This window comes from Methyloversatilis universalis FAM5 (genome assembly GCF_000214035.2).
Lineage (GTDB): Bacteria > Pseudomonadota > Gammaproteobacteria > Burkholderiales > Rhodocyclaceae > Methyloversatilis > Methyloversatilis universalis.
In genome coordinates this window covers 201,737-220,839 of the sequence record NZ_AFHG01000059.1, presented here as the reverse complement: position 1 = coordinate 220,839, position 19,103 = coordinate 201,737, and the positions used below count along the sequence as shown (strand labels likewise).

Below are 19,103 nucleotides of genomic sequence, written 5' to 3'. Positions count from 1 at the left end.
AATCGGATGATGTGTAACCTGGGTCACTGAGCCGGCCCCGCCGTCGCAGCACCATGTGGCCACGGATCACTTCAAGGGAGAACCATCATGAAAAGCAATGTGGGCGGCATCGACAAGATCCTGCGCATCGTCGTCGGCCTCGCGCTGATCGCCATGGCGGCAACCGGCACCATCAGTGCGTGGGGCTATCTGGGTGTGGTGCCGCTGCTGACCGGGCTGTTCAATTTCTGCCCGGCCTATCCGCTGCTGGGCATCAGCACCTGCAGCGTGAAAAAGGACGCCTGACGGCGCACTTCAGCCGCACACGGTCCGGATGTGAAGGCATCCAGGCGAACGCCGGTCGAGGCTGAAGCTGAGGCTGTTCAGCCGCGCGCGGCGCAGTGGTTGGCGATGCGCACGTAGTCGGCGACTTCGAGCGTTTCGCCGCGGCGTGAGGGGTCGATGCCCAGCGCGGCCCAGTCGGCCACGTCGAGGTGTTCGCGCAGGGTGTTGCGCAGCGTCTTGCGGCGCTGGCCGAAGGCGGCCTTGACGATGGCGGACATCCGCAGCGGGTCGCGCGCGGTGAGCTGCTCGACCGGGCGCGGCTTCAGATGGACGATGGCCGACATCACCTTGGGCGCCGGCCTGAAGGCGCCGGGCGGCACGTCGAACAGGTGGGCGCACTCGAAGCGGTACTGCAGCATGACCGACAGCCGGCCGTACTCGTCGGTGTCGGGCGCGGCGACGATGCGGTCGACCACTTCCTTCTGCAGCATGAAGGTCATGTCGCGGATGCGCTCGGCGTGCTCCGCGAGGTGAAACAGCAGCGGGCTGGAAATGTTGTACGGCAGATTGCCGATCACCCGCAGGTCGGGACCGAGCGTGCCGAAGTCGAACTTCAGCGCATCGGTTTCGTGAATCTCCAGCTTGGGCGCCAGGTCGCCTTCGCGCAGCCGCTGCGCGAGGTCGCGGTCGATCTCGACCACGTGCAGGCGGTCGAGCTTTTCGCTGACTGGCCGGGTCATGGCGCCCAGACCGGGGCCGATTTCCACGATCACCTGATCCGGCTTCGGATCGATGGCGGCGACGATCTTGCGGATGATGTTGCCGTCGACCAGGAAGTTCTGGCCGAAGCGCTTGCGTGCGCGGTGACCTTCCATGTCAGTGCGTCCGGCGCGCGCGCGCCATCGAGATCGCGGCGTCGACCGCCTCGATCAGGCTGCCGGTGTCGGCACGGCCGGTGCCGGCCAGATCGAGCGCGGTGCCATGATCGACCGAGGTACGGATCAGCGGCAGACCCAGCGTGATGTTGATGCCGTGGCCGAAGGTGGCGTACTTGAGCACCGGCAGGCCCTGGTCATGGAACATGGCGAGCACCGCATCGGCGCCGTCGAGATGGCGCGGTACGAACAGCGTATCCGCCGGCAGCGGGCCTTCGAGGTCGAGGCCGTCGGCACGCAGCGCGTCGAGCACCGGCGCGATCACGTCCAGCTCCTCCCGCCCCATGTGGCCGCCTTCGCCGGCGTGCGGATTCAGACCGGCCACCACGATGTGCGGCCGGGCAATGCCGAAATGGGCGCGCAGGTCATGGTCAAGGATGCGCAGCGTGCGCGCCAGCGATTCACGGTTGATGGCGGCCGGCACCGCGGACAGCGGCAGATGGGTGGTGGCCAGCGCCACGCGCAGCCAGGGACCATCGGCCGTTGTCCGGGCGTCTGCACCGGTGCGGCCGGCCAGCATCATCACCACCTGAGGCGTGCCGGTGGTGTCGGCGAGGTATTCGGTGTGGCCGGTGAAGGCGATGCCCGCATCGTTGATCACACCCTTGTGCAGCGGTGCGGTGACCATGGCGGCAAACTCGCCGCGCATGCAGCCGTCGCGTGCGCGGTCCAGCAGGGCAAGCACATAGCGCGCGTTGGCCGGGTCGACCCGGCCTGCGACCGCCGGCGCCGCCAGCGGCACGTGCAGCACTTCGAGTTCGTCCGCTCCCTCGGTGTCCGGCCGCGAGGCGTCGTACGGGCGCAGTGCGAGATCGATGCCGCAGACGCGGGCGCGCTCGGCGATCAGCCCGGCATCGCCGATCAGCACCAGCCGGGCGTCGAAGCGGCGGCCGGCCAGCGCGGCGCACAGTTCCGGGCCGATGCCGGCCGGCTCTCCGGTGGTGAGGGCGATGCGCGGACGGCTCACCGCTCGTCGTTCAGCCGGATTTCGACATAGGCGCGGTCGCGCAGCTGGCGCACCCAGTCCTGATACACCTCTTCCGCCTTGCGCTCGCGCAGCGCCATGCGGGCGGCGGCGCGCTGGCGCTCGGTCGACACGTCCTCGACCCGGCGCTCGACCACCTGGATCAGGTGCCAGCCGAACGGGGACTGCACCGGTTCGCTGACCTGACCCGGCTGCAGCGCGTTCATCACCTTCTCGAATTCGGGCACGGTATCGCCCGGATACAGCCAGCCCAGATCGCCGCCCTTGGCGGCCGACAGGTCCTGCGAATTGGAGCGCGCCAGTTCCTCGAAGCTGCCGCCGTTGTCCAGGCGTTCCTTCAGCGAAGTGAGCCGGCGGCGCGCTTCGGCGTCGCTCATCACTTCGGAGGTCTTGATCAGGATGTGACGGGCACGGGTCTGGCTGACGCGACCGTCACCGCCACCCACGCCGCCGCGCTTGTCGACCACCTTCATGATGTGGAAGCCGGCCGGGCTGCGCATGACGTCGCTCACCTCACCCACCTTGAGCTTGGGCAGCATGTCCGCGAACAGCTGCGGCATGCGGTCGACCGGGCGCCACCCCAGGCTGCCGCCGGACAGCGCGTCCTGCGCTTCGGAATAGGACGCGGCCACGCGCGCGAAGTCCTCGCCGCGCCTGATCGCGTCGAGCGCGGCATCGGCGCGGGCCTTCAGCCGCAGCAGCGTTTCCGGGCTCGCGCCTTCCGGCACCCGCAGCAGGATGTGGGAAATGTTGTATTCCTCCGGCTGCTCCGCCTTGCGCTGCGGGCTGGCGAGGTAATTGTCGATCTCGCCTTCGGTCACCACGACCCGGCTTTCGACTTCGCGGTCACGCAGCCGGCTCAGGATGATTTCCTTGCGGATGTCGTCGCGGAAACTGGACCACGAAATGCCATCGCGTTCCACTGCGGAGCGCAGCTGGGTCGCATTCATGTTGTTGCTTTCGGCGATGCGGCCCAGTGCGGCTTCGAGCATGCGGTCATCGACGCGCATCTGCGTCTCTTCCGCATGCTGCAGCTGGACCTTCTCGTAAATCATGCGCTCGAGTACCTGCCGCTCGAAATCCTCACGCGGCGGGGGCGTTACGTTGCGGCCGCGCAGCTGGGCCATCGCCTGGTCGGTGCGCGCGCGCAGTTCGTACAGCGTGATGGCGTCGCTGTTGACCACCGCGACGATGCGATCGACCTCGACCACGTCGGCGGGCGCGTTCCGGCCGGCCTGGGCATGTACACCGGCGACATGGAACAGCGCGCAGGCGCTCAGCAGCAGGGCGAAAAACCGAGTGTTCAGCATGGGGGTGTTCCGTCGGAAATCTGGGCGGTCAGTAGTCGCCGCCGAAGATCGGATCGGCAGTGCTCTGGTTGATCTGGCCATAGCCCGGGATGCTGCGCTTGAGCGCATCCAGCGGGTTGGAACCGATGCGCGAAAAGTCATTCAGCTCGAGCTGGAAGAACAGCGCGGTGCGGGTGCGCTGGACGTTGGTCGCGATACGCTGGAACACGAAACGACCGACCCAGCAGCCGCCGTTGTATTCGAAGCCGGCGAGGCCTTCGACCAGCCGGCGGTCGGCGATCGAATAGTTGTGGCGGGCCAGCGCATACCAGCGGTTGGTCAGCGGCCACTGCGCCGACAGGTCGAGGTCGCGTACCTCGGCCGTGGTCACGCCCTCGCGGCGGAAGCGGTAAGAGGTGTTGAACACCTGCGCCTCGCGCGGATTCCAGCGCGCGGTGATGCTGTAGCGCTCGGTCTGCGAAAGGTCGGTGTTGTACTGGACGGCGGCATCGATCCAGGTCTTGTCCATCAGCTCGCCGGACACCGCGGCCAGCGTGCTGGCGATATTGCCGGTGCGCGGCGTACCACCGGGCAGCACCACGTTCTGGTCAGCGAAGTAGAAGCGCTGACCCAGCGCCAGACGGGCGCGCTCGGCGCCGGTCTGCGGGTCGATGAAGCGCGAGATCGCGGCTGCGGTGACCTGGTTGCTGTCGGCGATGCGGTCCTGACCGACGTAGACGTTCTCCGAGAAGATCTGCGCGAAGTTGAAGTCGGCCAGCGCGCTGTCGAAGACCGGGAAGCGGTTCTGGTTCTTGTAGCTCGACAGCACGTAGTACATGCGCGGCTCGAAGGTCTGGATGTAACCCTGGCCGAACAGGTCGGAATCGCGCTCGAACACGGTACCGGCGTCGAGGCTGAAAATCGGTATCGAGCGCGACAGCGAGGTCGGCTGGCCAGCGTTGTTGGTGCCGCGGTCGATCTGGTAATTGGTCAGATGCACGCCGAACTTGGGCGTCACGAAGAAGTACGGGTTGCGCATCGGCAGCGACAGCTGCGGATACAGCACCGCCCGGCGCCCCTGGTCGCGCCGCACGTCGTCGATCGCGAAGTCGGTGTAGTTCGCCATCGTGCTGAACACCAGTCCGCCGGGCAGATCGGACTTCAGCGCATTGAAGGTGACCGACGGCATCTGGCGGTAGATTTCCGGCCGGTTGGCCAGCGCCTGGTACTCGGTCGCCTTGGCGTTCACCCGCCACCAGTCGCCGTTGTAGGACAGCGTACCCTCACGCGGCAGATAGCTGAGCGAGGTGATGGCCAGGCGGGAACCCAGGTCGGTGTAGTAGTCGCGGTCGGACACCGAATTGATGTTCAGCGTGCCGCTCAGCCGTTCGTTCAGCTGGTGTTCGTGCTGGAAGCTGAAGGCGTAGCGGTTGCGGTTGGCGATGCTGTCGTTCGGCAGGTAGTCCAGCCGCAGCTTGCCGGCGTAGTCTTCCTGCAGGTAGCGGAACTCGTTGCTGAGCATCAGGCCGCGCGTGCCGAGGAAGCGCAGCGCGACCGTGGCGTCCATGTTCGGCGCGATGTTCCAGTAGTACGGCATCAGGAAATCGATACCGGTACGGTTGGTCACGCCGAAGGTGGGCGTCAGGAAGCCGGACTTGCGGCGGTTGTTCAGCGAGAAGTCCAGCCAGGGCGAATACAGCACCGGCACGCCCTTGAACACGATCTTGCCGTTGCGCCCCTCGCCGACCTCGGAATCGAAATCGAGGTTCAGCGTATCGACCTGGGCGTACCAGTCCGGGCTGTCCGGGCTGCAGGTCGAATAGGTGGCCTTGTCCATGCGCACCCGGCTGTCGCTCAGGAATTCCATCTGCTCGGCTTCGCCGCGACCGGTGGTGGTGCGCAGGTTTTCGCCGGTCTGCAGATTGCGCCGTATCGTGTAGCGCGGCTTCTCGAACACGCCCTCGCCCCGCTCCAGCCGATAGCGCAGCGACGGCCCTTCGACCACGTCCTCGCCGCGCACCAGGCGCACATTGCCGTCGGCCTGCAGTTCGTCGGTCGGCGGCGCGTAGGTGATGGCGTCTGCGGTCAGCGAGGTGCCCGGGCGGCGCAGTTCGGCCGCGCCGACCGCGCGCATGATTTCGTCGGTGGTGCCGTCGAGCTGGTCGGCGGCGATCAGCGTGGCGCGCGATTCCGGGTGTTTCTCGACGTATTCGGACAGCGTGATCGCGCCGCGCAGCATCCTGCTTTCATCGTCCTCGGGCACGGCGGGCGGCAGCGCGCCGGTATCGGCCGCCGGGGCGTTGCCGGCGAGCTGGGTCACCGCGGCCCCGGCCGGCAGTTCGGACGGCGAACGGCGGCGCGCCACCGGCGGCGTGCCGAGCAGCGCGCGATCCACCTTGAGCGGCGGCATGTTGCGCGCGGTGGTCACGTTGCGATAGGCCGGCGGCTCGTCGACCGATGCGGGCCCGCCCTGAGCAGCGACCGCTGCACCGGCCGCACGCGACGGCGGATTGCGCACCAGCGAACGATCGACCTTGAGCGGCGGCATGTTGCGCGCCGTCATGCTGTCGGCGATCGGCGTGCGTCCGGCACGGCTTTCGTCCGGCACCCGGACCGGCGCCGCGGCAGCGGGCGCCGCCGCAGCGGGGGCCGTCCTGGCCGGCTGAGGGGCTGCGACGGCAGCCGGAGCGGCCGCAGGCGCAGCCGCCGGGGTTTCGCCGGGCGCCGCCACCGGGAAGGTTTCGGCGGTCTGCGGAGCGGACTGCGCGGCCGCGGGCCCCTGATTCTGATCCGGGGCGTGTTCGGCCGTCTTGCCGGTCGCGGCAGGCTTGGCAGCGCCCTGCTTTGCGTCGGACTGCTTTGCGTCGGCCTGTTTCGCCGGGCGCTGCGACGGCGGCAGCAGGCCAGGATCGACCTTGAGCGACGGCATCGCATCGGCCGCCTGCGCAGTGCAGGACATCCAGGCGAGAGAAAGGATGACGGAACGCCGGAGCACGGATGAAAGGGCTGGAAGCGGGCTGATCGCGGGTTGCACACCGGCCTTCGTCCGGCGCCGACAGGTCGGCGGTCCGTGCGCGGCCGCGTTATAGAATCGCGCATCTTATCAAACGGCACCCGCATCCCGGCCGGCGACGGCAACTATTTGCAAGCGGGCGCCCCGGACACCCCCGACCATGACCCAAGACCTGCGCCTCGATGCGCTTACCGCCTGGCTGCACGCACAGTTCCCGGGCCAGCCCCTGGATATCCGCCCGGCTTCGGCCGACGCGAGCTTCCGCCGCTACTTCCGCGTCACGCTGCCGGACGGCAGCACCCATATCGCGATGGACGCCCCGCCCCCGCAGGAGGACTGCCGGCCCTTCGTCGCGGTGCAGGCCCTGTTCGAGGCGGCCGGCGCCCACGTGCCGGCGCTGCGCGCGCAGGACGTCGAACAGGGCTTCCTGCTGCTGTCCGACCTCGGCAGCACCACCTATCTGCAGGTGCTGGACGCCGAAAACGCGCCCGCGCTGTATTTCGACGCGACCACCGCGCTGATTTCGATGCAGAAGGCCAGCCGCCCGGGCGTGCTGCCGGAATACGACCGCGACCGCCTGCTGGCCGAGATGGAACTGTTCCCTGTGTGGTACGTCGGCCGCCACCTGAAGGCCGAACTGAGCGAGGCGGAAACGACTGCGCTGTACGAGGTGTTCGACCGCATCCTGGACGTGAATCTGGCCGAGCCGCAGGTGTTCGTACACCGCGACTATCACAGCCGCAATCTGATGGTGACCGCCCCGAACCCGGGCGTGATCGACTTCCAGGACGCGGTGTACGGCCCGATCAGCTACGACCTGGTCAGCCTGTTCAAGGACGCCTACATCGACTGGGACGAGGAACAGGTGCTGGACTGGCTGATCCGCTACTGGCAGGACGCGAAGCGCGCCGGCCTGCCGGTGCGCGAAGACTTCGCCGAATTCCATCGCGAATACGAATTCATGGGCGTGCAGCGTCACCTCAAGGTGCTGGGCATCTTTGCGCGGCTGTACCACCGCGACGGCAAGGACGGCTATCTGAAGGACATGCCGCGGGTGATGAACTACCTGCGCGCCGCCGCGATGCGCTACCGCGATCTGGCGCCGCTGGCCCGGCTGCTGAACCGCCTCGAAGGCATCACGCCGCAGGCCGGCTACACCTTCTGACACCGGCCCGCTCCGCGATGAAAGCGATGATCCTCGCCGCCGGCCGCGGCGAGCGCATGCGCCCGCTGACCGACCATCTGCCCAAGCCGCTGCTGGCGGTGGGCGGCAGGCCGCTCATCGTGTGGCACATCGAAGCGCTGCGCGCCGCCGGCATCACCGATCTGGTGATCAACCATGCCCATCTCGGTCACACGCTGGTCGAGGCGCTCGGTGACGGCAGCGCACTGGGTGTGCGCATCGCGTGGTCGGCCGAGCCGGAAGGTGCGCTTGAAACCGCGGGCGGCATCGCCCACGCCCGCCACCTGCTCGGTGAGGCGCCCTTCATCGTGGTCAATGGCGACATCTGGTGCGATGCCGATTTCAGCGCGCTCGCCGCTGCGGCCACGGCGCTGTCGGCCGACGGCGACCTTGCACGGCTGCTGCTGGTGGATAACCCGCCGCACAACCCCGGGGGTGACTTCGTGCTGCGCGACGGCCGGGTGTTCGACGAAGCGGACGGACGGCTCACCTTTTCCGGCATCGGCGCCTACCATCCGGCCCTGTTCGACGGTGTCGATCCGGATGCCCCGGCGAAGCTGGCGCCCCGACTGCGCGCGGCCATGCGCGAAGGCCGGGTATCCGGCGCCCGTCACCGCGGCCACTGGCACGATGTCGGCACGCCGCAGCGGCTGGCGGAGGTCGACGCGCTGGCGCGCGGCGGACGCTGAAACCGCCTCAGTCCGGCGCGAGCGGCAGACGCAGTTCGACCCGCAGACCGCCGCCCTCGGCTTCGCCCAGCGCGATCTGTCCGCCCAGGTATTCCACCACCTCGCGTACGATGGCCAGACCGAGGCCGGAGCCGCTGCCGGCCGAGCCCGGAATGCGGAAGTAGGGCTCGAACACCCGTTCGCGCAGGTCCTGCGGAATGCCGGGGCCGGCATCACTCACCACCAGCCGCGCCTGGTCTCCGTCACGCTGGAGTTCCAGCCGTATCGCCGTACCGGCCGGCGCATAGCGCTGCGCGTTGTCGATCAGGTTGCCGACCATGCTGGACAGGCTGTTGGCGTCACCGATCACGGTCAGCGGCTCTTCACCCGCCTGCAGTTCCAGCGCATGTCCGCTGGCTTCGCACGACAGATGGCGCTGCGCCACCGCGTCGCGCACCACCTCGCGCAGCGACAGCGGAATGTCCTGCGTGCCGCGACCGGCCCGGCTGTGGGCGAGCATCTGTTCGGCCAGATGCACGGTACGGGCCACGCCTTCGAGCAGGCTGTCGAGCGATCTGTTGAGCCGGGCCGGATCTTCGGCGCGGCGCGCGTTCTGGGCATGGATGCGCAGCGCGGCAAGCGGCGTGCGCAGTTCGTGCGCGGCGGCGTCGATGAAGCGCCGCTCGCGCGCCAGCGCATCGCGCACGCGGCCGAACAGCGCGTTGAGCGCGCTGAGCACCGGCGCCATCTCCGCCGGCACCCAGGTCAGCGTGAGCGGCTGATCGTCGCGCGGCGAGCGGTGAGCGATGCGCTCGGCCAGATCCGACAGCGGCGCCAGACCGTAGCCGATCAGCAGGCCGTTGAGCAGCAGCAGCACGCCCAGACCGATCAGCAGCGGCGCGCCGGTCGCCCAGCCCAGCTTGGCCGACAGCTCCTCGCGCGCATCGACCCGTTCGCCCACCTGTATCCACACGTCGCCGGAATGCAGCACGAACACCCGCCACAGGCTGCCCGCCAGATCGTGGTCGCTGAAGCCGGCGCGCATCGGTGCCATCGGCATGGACGGGGCCGAGGACGACCGGGCCAGCAGCCGGAAGCCGTCGCTGCCGAAGTTCTCGTAATCGCTCCAGATCTGGTACGCGATGTGGGTTTCGTATTCGTGACCGAGCGGGGTTTCGATGTCGTGGTGACCGAACAGCCAGTCCTGCAGCACCGCTGCCCATGACAGCTGCTGCGGGCTGCCCAGCTGACGGTCGCGTTCGCCCGCTTCGAGCTCCAGTGGCACCGGCAGCGACATGACCAGCGGCGCATTGATGGTGGCGTGCTCGACCTGGCGCGCCATCAGGCTTTCCAGCACGCGGGCGGAGGTGGCGAGCCGGGCGTCGAACAGCTCGTCCGCCTCGTCCTGGCCGGCACGCACCGCCAGCAGGGCGGAGGTGCCCAGCACGAACAGAAGGATGAAGGCGCTGCCGGCCAGCAGCAGCACCCGCAAGGACACGCCCTGCAGCGCGCGCATCAGTCCTGCCGCGCCACGGGCAGCGGGTCGATCACGTAACCGACCCCGCGCACGGTGCGGATGAGCTCCGGATAGAACTTCTTGCGCAGGTTGTGGATGTGCACGTCCAGCGCATTGCTTTCCAGTTCGCTGTCCCAGCCGTAGATGTTCTCGACCAGCTGCTGCCGGCTCATCACGTGGCCGATGTTTTCCAGCAGCCGGCGCAGCACCATGAATTCGCGGCGCTGCAGCTCGACCGGGCGCTCTTCGTGGCTGACGGTCAGGCCCGAGGTGTCGAGCGCGATGTGGCCGTAACGGATGAGATTGGACACCGAACCGCGGGTGCGCCGCTCCAGCACCCGCAGCCGGGCCAGCAGCTCATCGAGGTCAAAGGGCTTGACCAGATAGTCGTCGGCGCCGGCGTCGAGGCCGCCGATGCGCTGTGCCGTGGTGTCGCGCGCGCTGAGCACCAGCACCGGCGTGACCACACCGGCCTCGCGCGCGCGGCGCAGCACATCCATGCCGTCCAGCCGGGGCAGACCGAGGTCGAGCACCGCAATGTCTATGCCGCCGCCGCGCAGCGCGGTCAGCGCCTGCACGCCGTCGCGCACCCATTCCACCGTGTAGCGGGCACGCTCCAGCGCGTCGAGTATGCCGGCGCCCAGCAGTTCGTCGTCTTCGACCAGCAGTACCTTCATCGGTCGGTTTATGTCGTAACGGAATGCCGTCATTCTGACTCCGACCGCGAACAATTGCACCGGCAGGGCATGCTCACCTGCCGTTCCATGGACAGGCGCACGGCTTACTTCAGCTTCTCGCGTACCTTGACCAGCAGCGCCTCGATCTCCTTGCGACGCCCTTCGTCCGCCAGCGGGCGGGTCGGGCGCGGCGGCGCCTGCAGGGCTGCTTCGAGCGATGCGCGCGCCTTTTCGTACTCGCCGTTGCGGAACAGGAAGTCGCCCATGAAGTAATTGCTGTCCATGCCCTTGGGGTTGATCGCCAGCGCCTTGGTCAGCAGCTCGCGCGCCTTGTCCTTGTCACCGAAGCCGATCGGCCAGCCCGGCACCTGATAGTAGAGCGAGCCGAGACTGGTGTAGGCGGAGCCATCCAGTGCATTCGGATTCTTGGTCAGCGCCTTTTCCAGCGCTGCGCGGGCCTCCTTGGCCAGCGACAGCGCGCCCAGCCCGCCCTTGGCGCCGGCGTGACTGGCGACGATGATGGCGTACCAGATGTCGGCTTCCGCACGGTCCGGGAATTCGGCCCGCACCGCCGCGGCGTCCTTGCTCAGGTGTTCGAAAGCCTGTTCCTGCTTGTCCGCCGGCTGGCGGTACTTGATCTGTTCCCACTCGGACTGCAGGCGGGCCACCGATTCATCGACGCCGGCGAAGGCCGGCCCGATCAGCAGTGCGGCGAACAGCGCGCACGAGGCGCGGAGGAATGCGTTCACGGTTTGACTCCCTGTTGTGCGTGACGACGGATGACGGGAAGCTGCTTCGCGAGACTGGAGTCGACCAGCGCGGGCAGCATGCGGTTGATGCGGACGAACAGCTTTTCCGGCCAGCCCAGATGGCGCTCGGCGCGCGGCCCGTCGAGCAGCTTCAGCAGCTCGGCGGCGACCGATTCAGGCGTATCGCTTGCCACGCCCAGTTCGCTGTTCAGCGCGTTCTGGGCGTCGCTGTTCAGCGCGGTGCGGGTGGCGCGCGGCGCGAGGTACTGCAGCTGTACCCGGCTGCCCGCCAGTTCCCGGCGCAGCGCTTCGGTGAAACCGCGCAGCGCGAACTTGCTGGCGCAGTAGGCGACGCTGCCCGGGTGACCGATGTCACCCAGGATGGAGCCGATATTGACCACCCGCGCCTGGGTTTGACGATGCAGCTGCGGCAGCAGCGCGCGGGTGAGCAGCATCGGCGCGACCAGATTGGTCTGCACGATGCGTTCGATCTGCGCGTCCGACTGGTCCTCGAACCAGGCCAGTTCGCTGACGCCGGCGTTGTTCACCAGCAGATTGGGGCCGCCAGGCAGCGCTTCCGCCGCCTGCACGATGGCGGCACGGCCGGCCGCAGTATTCAGGTCGGCGGTCACGGTGCGGATCTGCACGTCGGGCGCCTTGCGCACCAGTTCGTCAGCCAGTGCGGCCAGCCGGGTGGCATCGCGCCCGACCAGCAGCAGCGCGCTGGCGCGGCTGGCAAGCGCACCGGCGAGGGCGCGGCCGATGCCACCGGCGGCGCCGGTAATGACTGCACGCAGACCGCTCTTCATGCCGCGAGCGCCTGATCGCTGGCCGGCAGCGCGCGGAACAGGTCGCCGTACAGGCGATACATGACGCGCGCCACGTGAATCACCGCCAGTCTGTCCTCTTCGTCCGCCAGGCCGTCCATCAGCGTGGCGAAGAACAGCACGTGGTCCTGGTCCAGGCTGCCGTGCGAATTGAGATAGCTGAAGGCCGCCGGCGGCAGGTGCAGGGTCTGGGCGATGCGTTCGGCGGCGGTCGTTGCGATCTGCACGCTGGTGCCTTCGAGCACATGCACCATGCCGAAGAAGCCGACCGGGTTCTTGCGCGCGATCCAGTCGTAGGCGTAGGACACCATCAGTTCGGCCTCGAGGCCCGGTGCGGAGCGGCGCGCGGTTTCGCGGTCGCCGCCGCAGGCGACGATGTCGTCGAGTATCCACTCCTCGTGGCCGATCTCTTCCTCGATGTATTCGGCCACCGCGCGGCGCAGCGACTCGTGGGTCGCCGGCAGGCGCGCGCCGCAGGCCATGAGCAGCGGCACCGTGTGCCGCACGTGGTGGAAGGCCTGTTCGAGAAAGGCGCGGTACTGGGTCAGCGTGACCCGACCGGACAGCGCGTCCTGGATGACCGGTGCGGACAGCAGATGGGCACGTTCGGCAGCGGTTTCACGCTGCAGGCGTTCATGAAACGACATGTTCGGGCACTCCGTAGGCATGTGCGTACAGCACGGCGAGTCGTTCGCCGTAATGGGCCCACACCGCATCACGGCGTACGCGGCCGTTGTCGGTCGCCAGACCGTTTGCGGGTGAGAAGGGTGCGTCGGCGCGCAGGCGGATGCCGATGCGCGCGTAGTCGGGCAGGCGGGCGTTGGCCGCGTCCACCGCGGCATCCAGCGCAGCGTCGCTGATGTCGCCGCGCGGCACGATGACCGCGGACAGCGCCGGCTGCGCTTCGCCGAACACCACCACCTGGGCGATTTCCGGCGCGGCCAGCAGTTCGGCTTCCGGCCATTCCGGCGACACGTTGCGGCCAAAGCTGGTGATGATCTGGTGCTTGAGCCGTCCGGTCACATGCAGTCGGCCTTCGGCGTCGAGGTGGCCGATGTCGCCGGTCGGGAAAGGCGCATCCGGCAGTGCCGGGGCGCCGAGATAGCCCGGCAGGCGGGGGCCGTCGACCAGGATTTCACCGCGGGCCGACAGCGATACCGTCAGATGGGGCAACACGCGGCCGACCGCGCCCGGCGGATCGTCCGGCAGATTGAGCGCGACCACCGAACCGGCTTCCGACAGGCCGTAGCCTTCGCAGGCCGGAATGCCCAGTGCGCGGGCACGGGTGATCAGGTCGGGCGACACCCGGGCGCCGCCGACCGCGACCAGCTTCAGACCGCGCGGTGCCGGCAGGCCGGCATCGACCGCCGCCACCAGCGCGGTCAGCATCTGCGGCAGCAGGATCAGGCTGTCCGGCTGCCAGCGTTCGATCGCCCCCAGCGCCACCCGCACGTCGAAGCGGCTGGAACCGGTCAGTCCGACCTCGGCCAGCGGCGGCACGATGCATTGGGCACCGGCCAGCCAGGCGGTGTCGGCGCCGGCCACGTTCTCCAGCAGCACCGCCAGCGGCAGCATGCACAGATGGCGCCGTATGCCGAGTGTGCGGGCGATGCCGGCCAGCGAGCCGCTGACCGCCGCCAGCTGATTGGCGCTCAGGCACACGCCCTTGGGCTGTCCGGTGGTGCCGGAGGTGAAGGTGATCTTGGCGGTGGCCGGCGGCAGCGACCGGGCCGGCTGCGCCGGCCCGCGGAACAGCGTGAGCCGGCCGGACGTGAGCAGGCTGTCCTCGTCACGCCCGAGGCGGTGAGCCCGCAGCGGGTCGTCGGTCATCAGCAGGCTGACACCGGCGGCATGCAGCGCGTGCCGACACTGGTCGTCGGTGAAGAAGGTGGGCAGCGGCAGCAGCACCGCGCCGACCTGACGCACCGCGCGGTCCGCGATCAGCCAGTCCTTGCCGTTGTCGGCCAGCAGCGCGATCACGGCACCGGCGCAGGCACCGTCCTCGATGCATTCCTGCATGCGCGAAGCCAGCGCGTCGACCCGGCGGCGCACCGCGCTGGCGTCGAATTCTCCCTGCGGGCCGATCAGCGACGGCAGCCCGGTATGTACGCTCATGCCGCCTCCACCCCCACGGTGTGCAGACCGCTGGCGATGCGTCCGACCATCACCGTCGGCGTATTGCGGTAATAGCTGCCCCAGCGCGCCTCGCCATCGCGCAGCCGCGCCGGATCCGCCGGCGCCACCGAAAAGATGGGAATGCCGAGGCGAACGAAGGAATTGGCCAGCGCACGGGTGGCGGTGAACACCACGTAATCGAGGCCGCGCGCATACAGGTGACGGGTCGCCAGCGCGATCAGCGCCCGGCCCATGCCGGCGGACGTGGCCGCCATATTGCCCACCTCGGCCAGCGCACCACGCGACACCGGTTCGCGCAGCACCTGCGACAGCGCCTGCTCGAGCGGCTGGTCCAGATACTGTTCGACGAACACTTCCGGCCGCGAGGCCGGCAGCGAATAGCCGAGCGCCGCCTGCCATGCGCCGTCCGGGCCGCGCACGCCGAGCAGCGTGTCGGCGAAATGGGAAATCACCGCACCGTAGGTGCGCAGGAAGCAGCCGGCGATATAGCGTTCGATCGACGCCCTTGCCGGATGTCCGTGGCCGATCACCTCCAGTTCAGGGGCGCTGTCCTCGACCCGGACGCCGATCACGCAGGCCTGCAGCGCGGACGTGCTGCCGGCGACGGCGTGGCGGGGGGTCAGTGCAATCAGTGCGGCGGTGTGCGGCATCGGATGCCTCCTTTTCGATGGAGGCATGCTCGGCGGCGAAGATTAAGCCGGACTTAAGCCGACCGGAGCGGATGCAACAGAACGTTTCGACCGGAGAAGGCCCTAAACTTCCGACCTGACCGAAAGCCGGAACCCGACATGCACCCCTATTCCGAACGCCGTGCCCGCCTGATCGAACGCATGGGATCGGGCGTGGCCGTCATCGCCACCGCACCGGAACGCGCACGCAACCGCGACACCCACTACGGCTACCGCCACGACAGCTATTTCTATTACCTGACCGGTTTCGCCGAGCCGGAAGCGGTGCTGGTGCTGGTCGCCGGCGACACGCCGCGCAGCATCCTGTTCTGCCGCGAAAAGAACGAGGAGAGGGAAATCTGGGACGGCTGGCGCCACGGCCCGGACGCCGCGCGCGAGAAATTCGGCTTCGATGAAGCGTACATCTACGGCGAACTGGACGCGAAACTGCCGGAACTGATCGCCAACCAGCCGCGGCTGCACTACGTGATCGGCGAGGACGCTGGCTGGGACCAGCGCATGATGGCCGCGCTGAACGTGGTACGCGCCCAGGTGCGCGCCGGACGCCAGGCGCCGTCCGAACTGCTGGACATCCGTCAGCCGCTGGACGACATGCGGCTGATCAAGGATCTGCACGAACAGACGCTGATGCGGCAGGCGGCCGACATTTCGGCCCGCGCCCATCGGCGCGCCATGCAGGCCACGCGGCCGGGCGCGATGGAGTACGAGATCGAGGCCGAAATCCTGCACGAATTCCGCCGCGCCGGTTCGGAAGCGCCGGCCTACGGCTCCATCGTCGCCGGCGGTGCCAACGCCTGCGTGCTGCATTACGTGTCGAACGATGCCGCGCTGCGCGACGGCGACCTGCTGCTGATCGACGCCGGCTGCGAACTGCGCGGCTACGCATCGGACATCACCCGCACCTGGCCGGTCAATGGCCGCTTCAGCGCCGCGCAGCGCGACGTCTACCAGCTGGTGCTGGACGCGCAGGACGCCGCCTTCGCCGAAGTGAAGCCGGGCGCGCGCTTCATCGACTACCACGACGCCGCGGTGAAGGTGCTGGCCCAGGGCCTGATCGACCTCGGCCTGCTCAAGGGCACGCTGGACGACGTGATCGAGAAGGGCGACTACCGCCGCTTCTACATGCACCGCACCGGCCACTGGCTGGGCATGGACGTGCACGACGCCGGCGAGTACCGGCCGCGCGGCGGCGGCCCCAACGAATGGCGGCCGCTCGAGCCCGGCATGGTGCTCACGGTCGAGCCCGGCTGCTACATCCGGCCGGCCGACGACGTGCCGGAGGCGTTCTGGAACATCGGCATCCGCATCGAGGACGACGTGATCGTGACCGCGGACGGCTGTGACATCTACACCGCCGCCGCGCCCAAGACGATTGCCGAGGTCGAGGCGGTGATGGCGGAGGTGCGCGGATGAACGACGCGGCCACCCCGCCGGTGCTCGACGCCTTCATCGTCGGCGCCGGCCCGGTCGGTCTGGCCACCGGCTGTGCGCTGCGCGCCGCCGGCCTGACCGTGCAGGTGGCCGACGCCGGCAGCGCCGGGCGCGCGCTCGAGGACAGCCGTGTGATCGCGCTGTCGGCCGGCTCGCGCGACATCCTGCGTACGCTGCAGGCCTGGCCGGCGGCCGACGCCACGCCGATCGGCACCATACACATTTCGCAGCGCGGCCATTTCGGCCGCACCGAACTGCGCGCCGCCGATTTCGGTCTGGACGCGCTCGGCCATGTGGCCCGCGCAGGCAGTCTGGTGCGCGCGCTGCGCACCCGCGCCGCCGCGCTGGATCTGGACATCCGCTACGGGCTCGCGGTCACCGGCGCGCGCGAGGACGGTGACGCGATCGAGGTATCCACCGCCGACGGCCTGGTACGGGCGCGCGTGCTGCTGTGGTGCGAAGGCCGGGTCGCCGATGACGAGGCGCTGGCGCGCAGCCGCGACTACGGCCAGCACGCGGTGATCGCGCTGGCCACCCCGGCCTCGCCGCACGGCCACGTCGCCTACGAGCGCTTCACGCCGCACGGCCCGGTGGCGCTGCTGCCCTGCGGCCGCGACTACGCGGTGGTCTATACCTGCGACGCCGCCGAGGCAGAAGCGCTGCGCGACGAGACCGACGCCCGCTTCATGCAGCGGCTGAGCGACGCGGTCGGCGGCCGGGTGCGCTTCACCGCGCTCGGACCGCGGGGCGCCTGGCCACTGGCGCTGCGCATGCGCGCCGACATCGTGCGCGGCCGTCAGGTCTGGCTGGGCAACGCGGCGCAGACCCTGCACCCGGTGGCCGGCCAGGGCCTGAACCTCGCACTGCGCGACGTCGGCCAGCTGGCTGAATGCCTGCTGCCCTCCCTCGCCCGCCAGGACGGTGCCCTGGACGAGGCGCTCGCCCGCTACGCCCGGCTGCGCCGCACCGACCGCGCCGCCACCGGCGGTTTCACCGATTTCCTTGCCCGCGTCTTCACGCTGGGTGCCGGCGCCCCGCTGCTCGGCCCGCTCGCCGGCCACGCCCGCGGCGCTGCGCTGGCGCTGCTGGACGCTTTCCCGCCGGCCCGGCAGTTCGTAGGCCGGCGCATGATGTTCGGTGCCCGCGGCTGGTAGCCCGTCGCGATGACAGTGACACAGTTGCGCGCCGGCACGGGGGCGGCTGCCTAGAATGCGTCGCACCCCACGCCGGCACCGCGCATGCTGTTCAATTCCTACGCCTTTCTGTTCGCCTTCCTGCCGGTCGCGCTGGCCGGCTACGTCCTGCTCGGACGGCGTTCGGTCACGCTGGCGGCCGGCTGGCTGACGCTCGCTTCGCTGTTCTTCTACGGCTGGTGGGACGCACGCTACCTGCCGCTGCTGCTGGGCTCCATCCTGTTCAACTACGCGACCGGGCGTGCCATCGCCGCCCGTACCGGCCGGCCCGCCGCCGGCCGCCTGCTCGCGCTGGGCATCGGGGCCGATCTGGCGCTGCTGGTGGTGTACAAATACAGCGCGCTGTTCATCGACAGCGCCAACCGTCTGGCCGGCCTCGGCCTGCCGGTGCCCGAACTGATCCTGCCGCTGGGCATTTCCTTCTTCACCTTCACCCAGATCGCCTTCCTGGTCGATGCCTGGGCCGGCAAGGTGCACGAAACGCGGCTGGTCCATTACGCGCTGTTCGTCACCTACTTCCCGCACCTGATCGCCGGCCCGGTGCTGCATCACGGCGAAATGATGTCGCAGTTCGAACAGGCGCGGAATTACCGGCTGCGGCTCAACAACGTCCTGATCGGCAGCAGCATTTTCGTGTTCGGCCTGGCCAAGAAGGTGCTGCTGGCCGACAACCTGGCACCGCTCGCCGGTGCGGTGTTCGAGGGTGACGCACATCCCGGGCTGCTGACCGCATGGGGCGGCGTGCTGGCCTATACCTTCCAGCTCTACTTCGACTTCTCCGGCTATTCCGACATGGCGATCGGCCTGTCGCGGCTGTTCGGCGTGAAGCTGCCGCTGAACTTCGATTCGCCCTACAAGGCGGCGACGATTTCCGACTTCTGGCGGCGCTGGCACATGACGCTGTCGCGCTTCCTGCGCGACTACCTCTACATCCCGCTCGGCGGCAACAAGCACGGACCGGTGCGGCGCTACGCCAACCTGATGACCACCATGCTGCTCGGCGGCCTCTGGCACGGCGCAGGCTGGAACTTCCTGCTGTGGGGCGGACTGCACGGCGCCTATCTGTGCGTGCAGCACGCCTGGTCCGCCCGTTTCCGGCTGCCGCGACCGCTGGCGGTGGCGCTGACCTTCGCCGCGGTGGTGGTGGCCTGGGTGTTTTTCCGGGCCACCACGCTGCACGGCGCACTCGACCTGCTTGCCGGCATGGCCGGCCTGCACGGCGTGGCGCTGCCCGAGGCGGTGGGACGGCTGACCGGCGGTGCCGCCCCGATGCTGGCGGCCGCCGGTGTCCGCTTCCATCCGGGCGGCGGCGAGCAGTTCATCGCCACCTGGGGCTGGGTGACAGTGGCCGCACTGATCGCCTTCCTGTGCCCGAACACCCAGCAGATCCACGCCAGGCTGCGTCCGGCCATCGAACGCGTGGCACCGTCCGGCGGCCTGCGTTTCCGGCTGAGCAGACGGTGGGCAGTCGGCCTGGGCCTGGCCAGCACGGTGTGCGTGCTGTCGCTGTCGCGACCGTCCGAATTCCTCTACTTCCAGTTCTGAGTG

17 protein-coding genes are annotated in these 19,103 nt (G+C 69.0%); 6 read left to right on the top strand and 11 right to left on the bottom strand.

Annotation, left to right across the window (positions count from 1 at the left end; all coding sequences use genetic code 11):
* Positions 1-87: 87 nt before the first annotated feature.
* Positions 88-285: a YgaP family membrane protein gene (locus METUNV1_RS18930; RefSeq protein WP_008064583.1), complete on the top strand. Its 198-nt coding sequence runs from the start codon at positions 88-90 to the stop codon at positions 283-285.
* 77 nt (positions 286-362) lie between these two features.
* On the opposite strand, the gene rsmA is transcribed toward METUNV1_RS18930, so the two are convergent.
* The 4 genes from rsmA to METUNV1_RS18910 are packed head-to-tail and all read right to left on the bottom strand — an operon-like array spanning position 363 to position 6,402.
* Complete coding sequence (gene rsmA, locus METUNV1_RS18925; RefSeq protein ID WP_008064581.1) at positions 363-1,139, bottom strand: 16S rRNA (adenine(1518)-N(6)/adenine(1519)-N(6))-dimethyltransferase RsmA; 777 nt, start codon at positions 1,137-1,139, stop codon at positions 363-365.
* Position 1,140: 1 nt separating this feature from the next.
* Positions 1,141-2,166, bottom strand: a complete 1,026-nt coding sequence (gene pdxA / locus METUNV1_RS18920; RefSeq protein WP_008064579.1) for a 4-hydroxythreonine-4-phosphate dehydrogenase PdxA — start codon at positions 2,164-2,166, stop codon at positions 1,141-1,143.
* Complete coding sequence (locus METUNV1_RS18915; RefSeq protein ID WP_008064578.1) at positions 2,163-3,494, bottom strand: peptidylprolyl isomerase; 1,332 nt, start codon at positions 3,492-3,494, stop codon at positions 2,163-2,165. The genes pdxA and METUNV1_RS18915 overlap by 4 nt, the downstream gene beginning before the upstream one ends.
* A 28-nt stretch (positions 3,495-3,522) precedes the next feature.
* Positions 3,523-6,402 carry an LPS-assembly protein LptD gene (locus METUNV1_RS18910; RefSeq protein WP_232416293.1) on the bottom strand — a complete coding sequence of 960 codons (2,880 nt, stop codon included), beginning with the start codon at positions 6,400-6,402 and terminating at the stop codon, positions 3,523-3,525.
* Between the two features lie 244 nt (positions 6,403-6,646).
* Between METUNV1_RS18910 and METUNV1_RS18905 the strand changes: the two genes are divergently transcribed.
* Together METUNV1_RS18905 and murU are read left to right on the top strand one after the other, a co-directional pair.
* Positions 6,647-7,651, top strand: a complete 1,005-nt coding sequence (locus METUNV1_RS18905) for an aminoglycoside phosphotransferase family protein (protein ID WP_008064575.1) — start codon at positions 6,647-6,649, stop codon at positions 7,649-7,651.
* Between the two features lie 26 nt (positions 7,652-7,677).
* On the top strand, positions 7,678-8,358 hold the full coding sequence (gene murU, locus METUNV1_RS18900) for an N-acetylmuramate alpha-1-phosphate uridylyltransferase MurU (protein WP_008064574.1): 681 nt from the start codon (positions 7,678-7,680) through the stop codon (positions 8,356-8,358).
* Positions 8,359-8,365: 7 nt separating this feature from the next.
* Here the strand turns inward: murU and METUNV1_RS18895 are convergent, their stop codons facing one another.
* The 7 genes from METUNV1_RS18895 to METUNV1_RS18865 form a co-directional block, all read right to left on the bottom strand.
* On the bottom strand, positions 8,366-9,853 hold the full coding sequence (locus METUNV1_RS18895; RefSeq protein WP_008064573.1) for an ATP-binding protein: 1,488 nt from the start codon (positions 9,851-9,853) through the stop codon (positions 8,366-8,368).
* Positions 9,853-10,530, bottom strand: a complete 678-nt coding sequence (locus METUNV1_RS18890; protein WP_008064571.1) for a response regulator — start codon at positions 10,528-10,530, stop codon at positions 9,853-9,855. Before METUNV1_RS18890 ends, METUNV1_RS18895 begins: the two co-directional genes overlap by 1 nt.
* Positions 10,531-10,634: 104 nt before the next feature.
* Complete coding sequence (locus METUNV1_RS18885) at positions 10,635-11,279, bottom strand: tetratricopeptide repeat protein (RefSeq protein ID WP_008064569.1); 645 nt, start codon at positions 11,277-11,279, stop codon at positions 10,635-10,637.
* Positions 11,276-12,088 carry an SDR family oxidoreductase gene (locus METUNV1_RS18880; RefSeq protein WP_008064566.1) on the bottom strand — a complete coding sequence of 271 codons (813 nt, stop codon included), beginning with the start codon at positions 12,086-12,088 and terminating at the stop codon, positions 11,276-11,278. Before METUNV1_RS18880 ends, METUNV1_RS18885 begins: the two co-directional genes overlap by 4 nt.
* Positions 12,085-12,753, bottom strand: coding sequence for an iron-containing redox enzyme family protein (locus tag METUNV1_RS18875; protein WP_043360337.1), 669 nt, complete (start codon positions 12,751-12,753; stop codon positions 12,085-12,087). The genes METUNV1_RS18880 and METUNV1_RS18875 overlap by 4 nt, the downstream gene beginning before the upstream one ends.
* Positions 12,740-14,221 (bottom strand): AMP-binding protein, encoded by a 1,482-nt coding sequence (locus tag METUNV1_RS18870; protein ID WP_008064546.1) that lies wholly within the window; start codon positions 14,219-14,221, stop codon positions 12,740-12,742. The genes METUNV1_RS18875 and METUNV1_RS18870 overlap by 14 nt, the downstream gene beginning before the upstream one ends.
* Complete coding sequence (locus tag METUNV1_RS18865) at positions 14,218-14,892, bottom strand: thermostable hemolysin (protein WP_008064544.1); 675 nt, start codon at positions 14,890-14,892, stop codon at positions 14,218-14,220. Before METUNV1_RS18865 ends, METUNV1_RS18870 begins: the two co-directional genes overlap by 4 nt.
* 138 nt (positions 14,893-15,030) lie before the next feature.
* On the opposite strand from METUNV1_RS18865, the gene pepP reads away from it, so the two are divergent.
* The 3 genes from pepP to METUNV1_RS18850 all read left to right on the top strand — a co-directional run bounded on the left by pepP (position 15,031) and on the right by METUNV1_RS18850 (position 19,100).
* Positions 15,031-16,344 carry a Xaa-Pro aminopeptidase gene (pepP, locus tag METUNV1_RS18860; protein WP_008064541.1) on the top strand — a complete coding sequence of 438 codons (1,314 nt, stop codon included), beginning with the start codon at positions 15,031-15,033 and terminating at the stop codon, positions 16,342-16,344.
* Positions 16,341-17,516, top strand: coding sequence for an FAD-dependent monooxygenase (locus METUNV1_RS18855; protein ID WP_008064539.1), 1,176 nt, complete (start codon positions 16,341-16,343; stop codon positions 17,514-17,516). The genes pepP and METUNV1_RS18855 overlap by 4 nt, the downstream gene beginning before the upstream one ends.
* Positions 17,517-17,600: 84 nt before the next feature.
* Positions 17,601-19,100, top strand: a complete 1,500-nt coding sequence (locus tag METUNV1_RS18850; RefSeq protein ID WP_008064538.1) for an MBOAT family O-acyltransferase — start codon at positions 17,601-17,603, stop codon at positions 19,098-19,100.
* Positions 19,101-19,103: the final 3 nt, after the last annotated feature.

Bases quoted from the DNA above. Each gene is read 5' to 3' on its own strand.
- METUNV1_RS18865 (WP_008064544.1), bottom strand. From the start codon at position 14,892: ATGCCGCACACCGCCGCACTGATTGCACTGACCCCCCGCCACGCCGTC.
- pepP (WP_008064541.1), top strand. From the start codon at position 15,031: ATGCACCCCTATTCCGAACGCCGTGCCCGCCTGATCGAACGCATGGGA.
- murU (WP_008064574.1), top strand. From the start codon at position 7,678: ATGATCCTCGCCGCCGGCCGCGGCGAGCGCATGCGCCCGCTGACCGAC.
- METUNV1_RS18890 (WP_008064571.1), bottom strand. From the start codon at position 10,530: ATGAAGGTACTGCTGGTCGAAGACGACGAACTGCTGGGCGCCGGCATA.
- METUNV1_RS18905 (WP_008064575.1), top strand. From the start codon at position 6,647: ATGACCCAAGACCTGCGCCTCGATGCGCTTACCGCCTGGCTGCACGCA.
- METUNV1_RS18880 (WP_008064566.1), bottom strand. From the start codon at position 12,088: ATGAAGAGCGGTCTGCGTGCAGTCATTACCGGCGCCGCCGGTGGCATC.
- METUNV1_RS18910 (WP_232416293.1), bottom strand. From the start codon at position 6,402: ATGCCGTCGCTCAAGGTCGATCCTGGCCTGCTGCCGCCGTCGCAGCGC.
- METUNV1_RS18915 (WP_008064578.1), bottom strand. From the start codon at position 3,494: ATGCTGAACACTCGGTTTTTCGCCCTGCTGCTGAGCGCCTGCGCGCTG.
- METUNV1_RS18875 (WP_043360337.1), bottom strand. From the start codon at position 12,753: ATGTCGTTTCATGAACGCCTGCAGCGTGAAACCGCTGCCGAACGTGCC.
- METUNV1_RS18850 (WP_008064538.1), top strand. From the start codon at position 17,601: ATGCTGTTCAATTCCTACGCCTTTCTGTTCGCCTTCCTGCCGGTCGCG.
- METUNV1_RS18870 (WP_008064546.1), bottom strand. From the start codon at position 14,221: ATGAGCGTACATACCGGGCTGCCGTCGCTGATCGGCCCGCAGGGAGAA.
- rsmA (WP_008064581.1), bottom strand. From the start codon at position 1,139: ATGGAAGGTCACCGCGCACGCAAGCGCTTCGGCCAGAACTTCCTGGTC.
- METUNV1_RS18855 (WP_008064539.1), top strand. From the start codon at position 16,341: ATGAACGACGCGGCCACCCCGCCGGTGCTCGACGCCTTCATCGTCGGC.
- METUNV1_RS18930 (WP_008064583.1), top strand. From the start codon at position 88: ATGAAAAGCAATGTGGGCGGCATCGACAAGATCCTGCGCATCGTCGTC.
- METUNV1_RS18895 (WP_008064573.1), bottom strand. From the start codon at position 9,853: ATGCGCGCGCTGCAGGGCGTGTCCTTGCGGGTGCTGCTGCTGGCCGGC.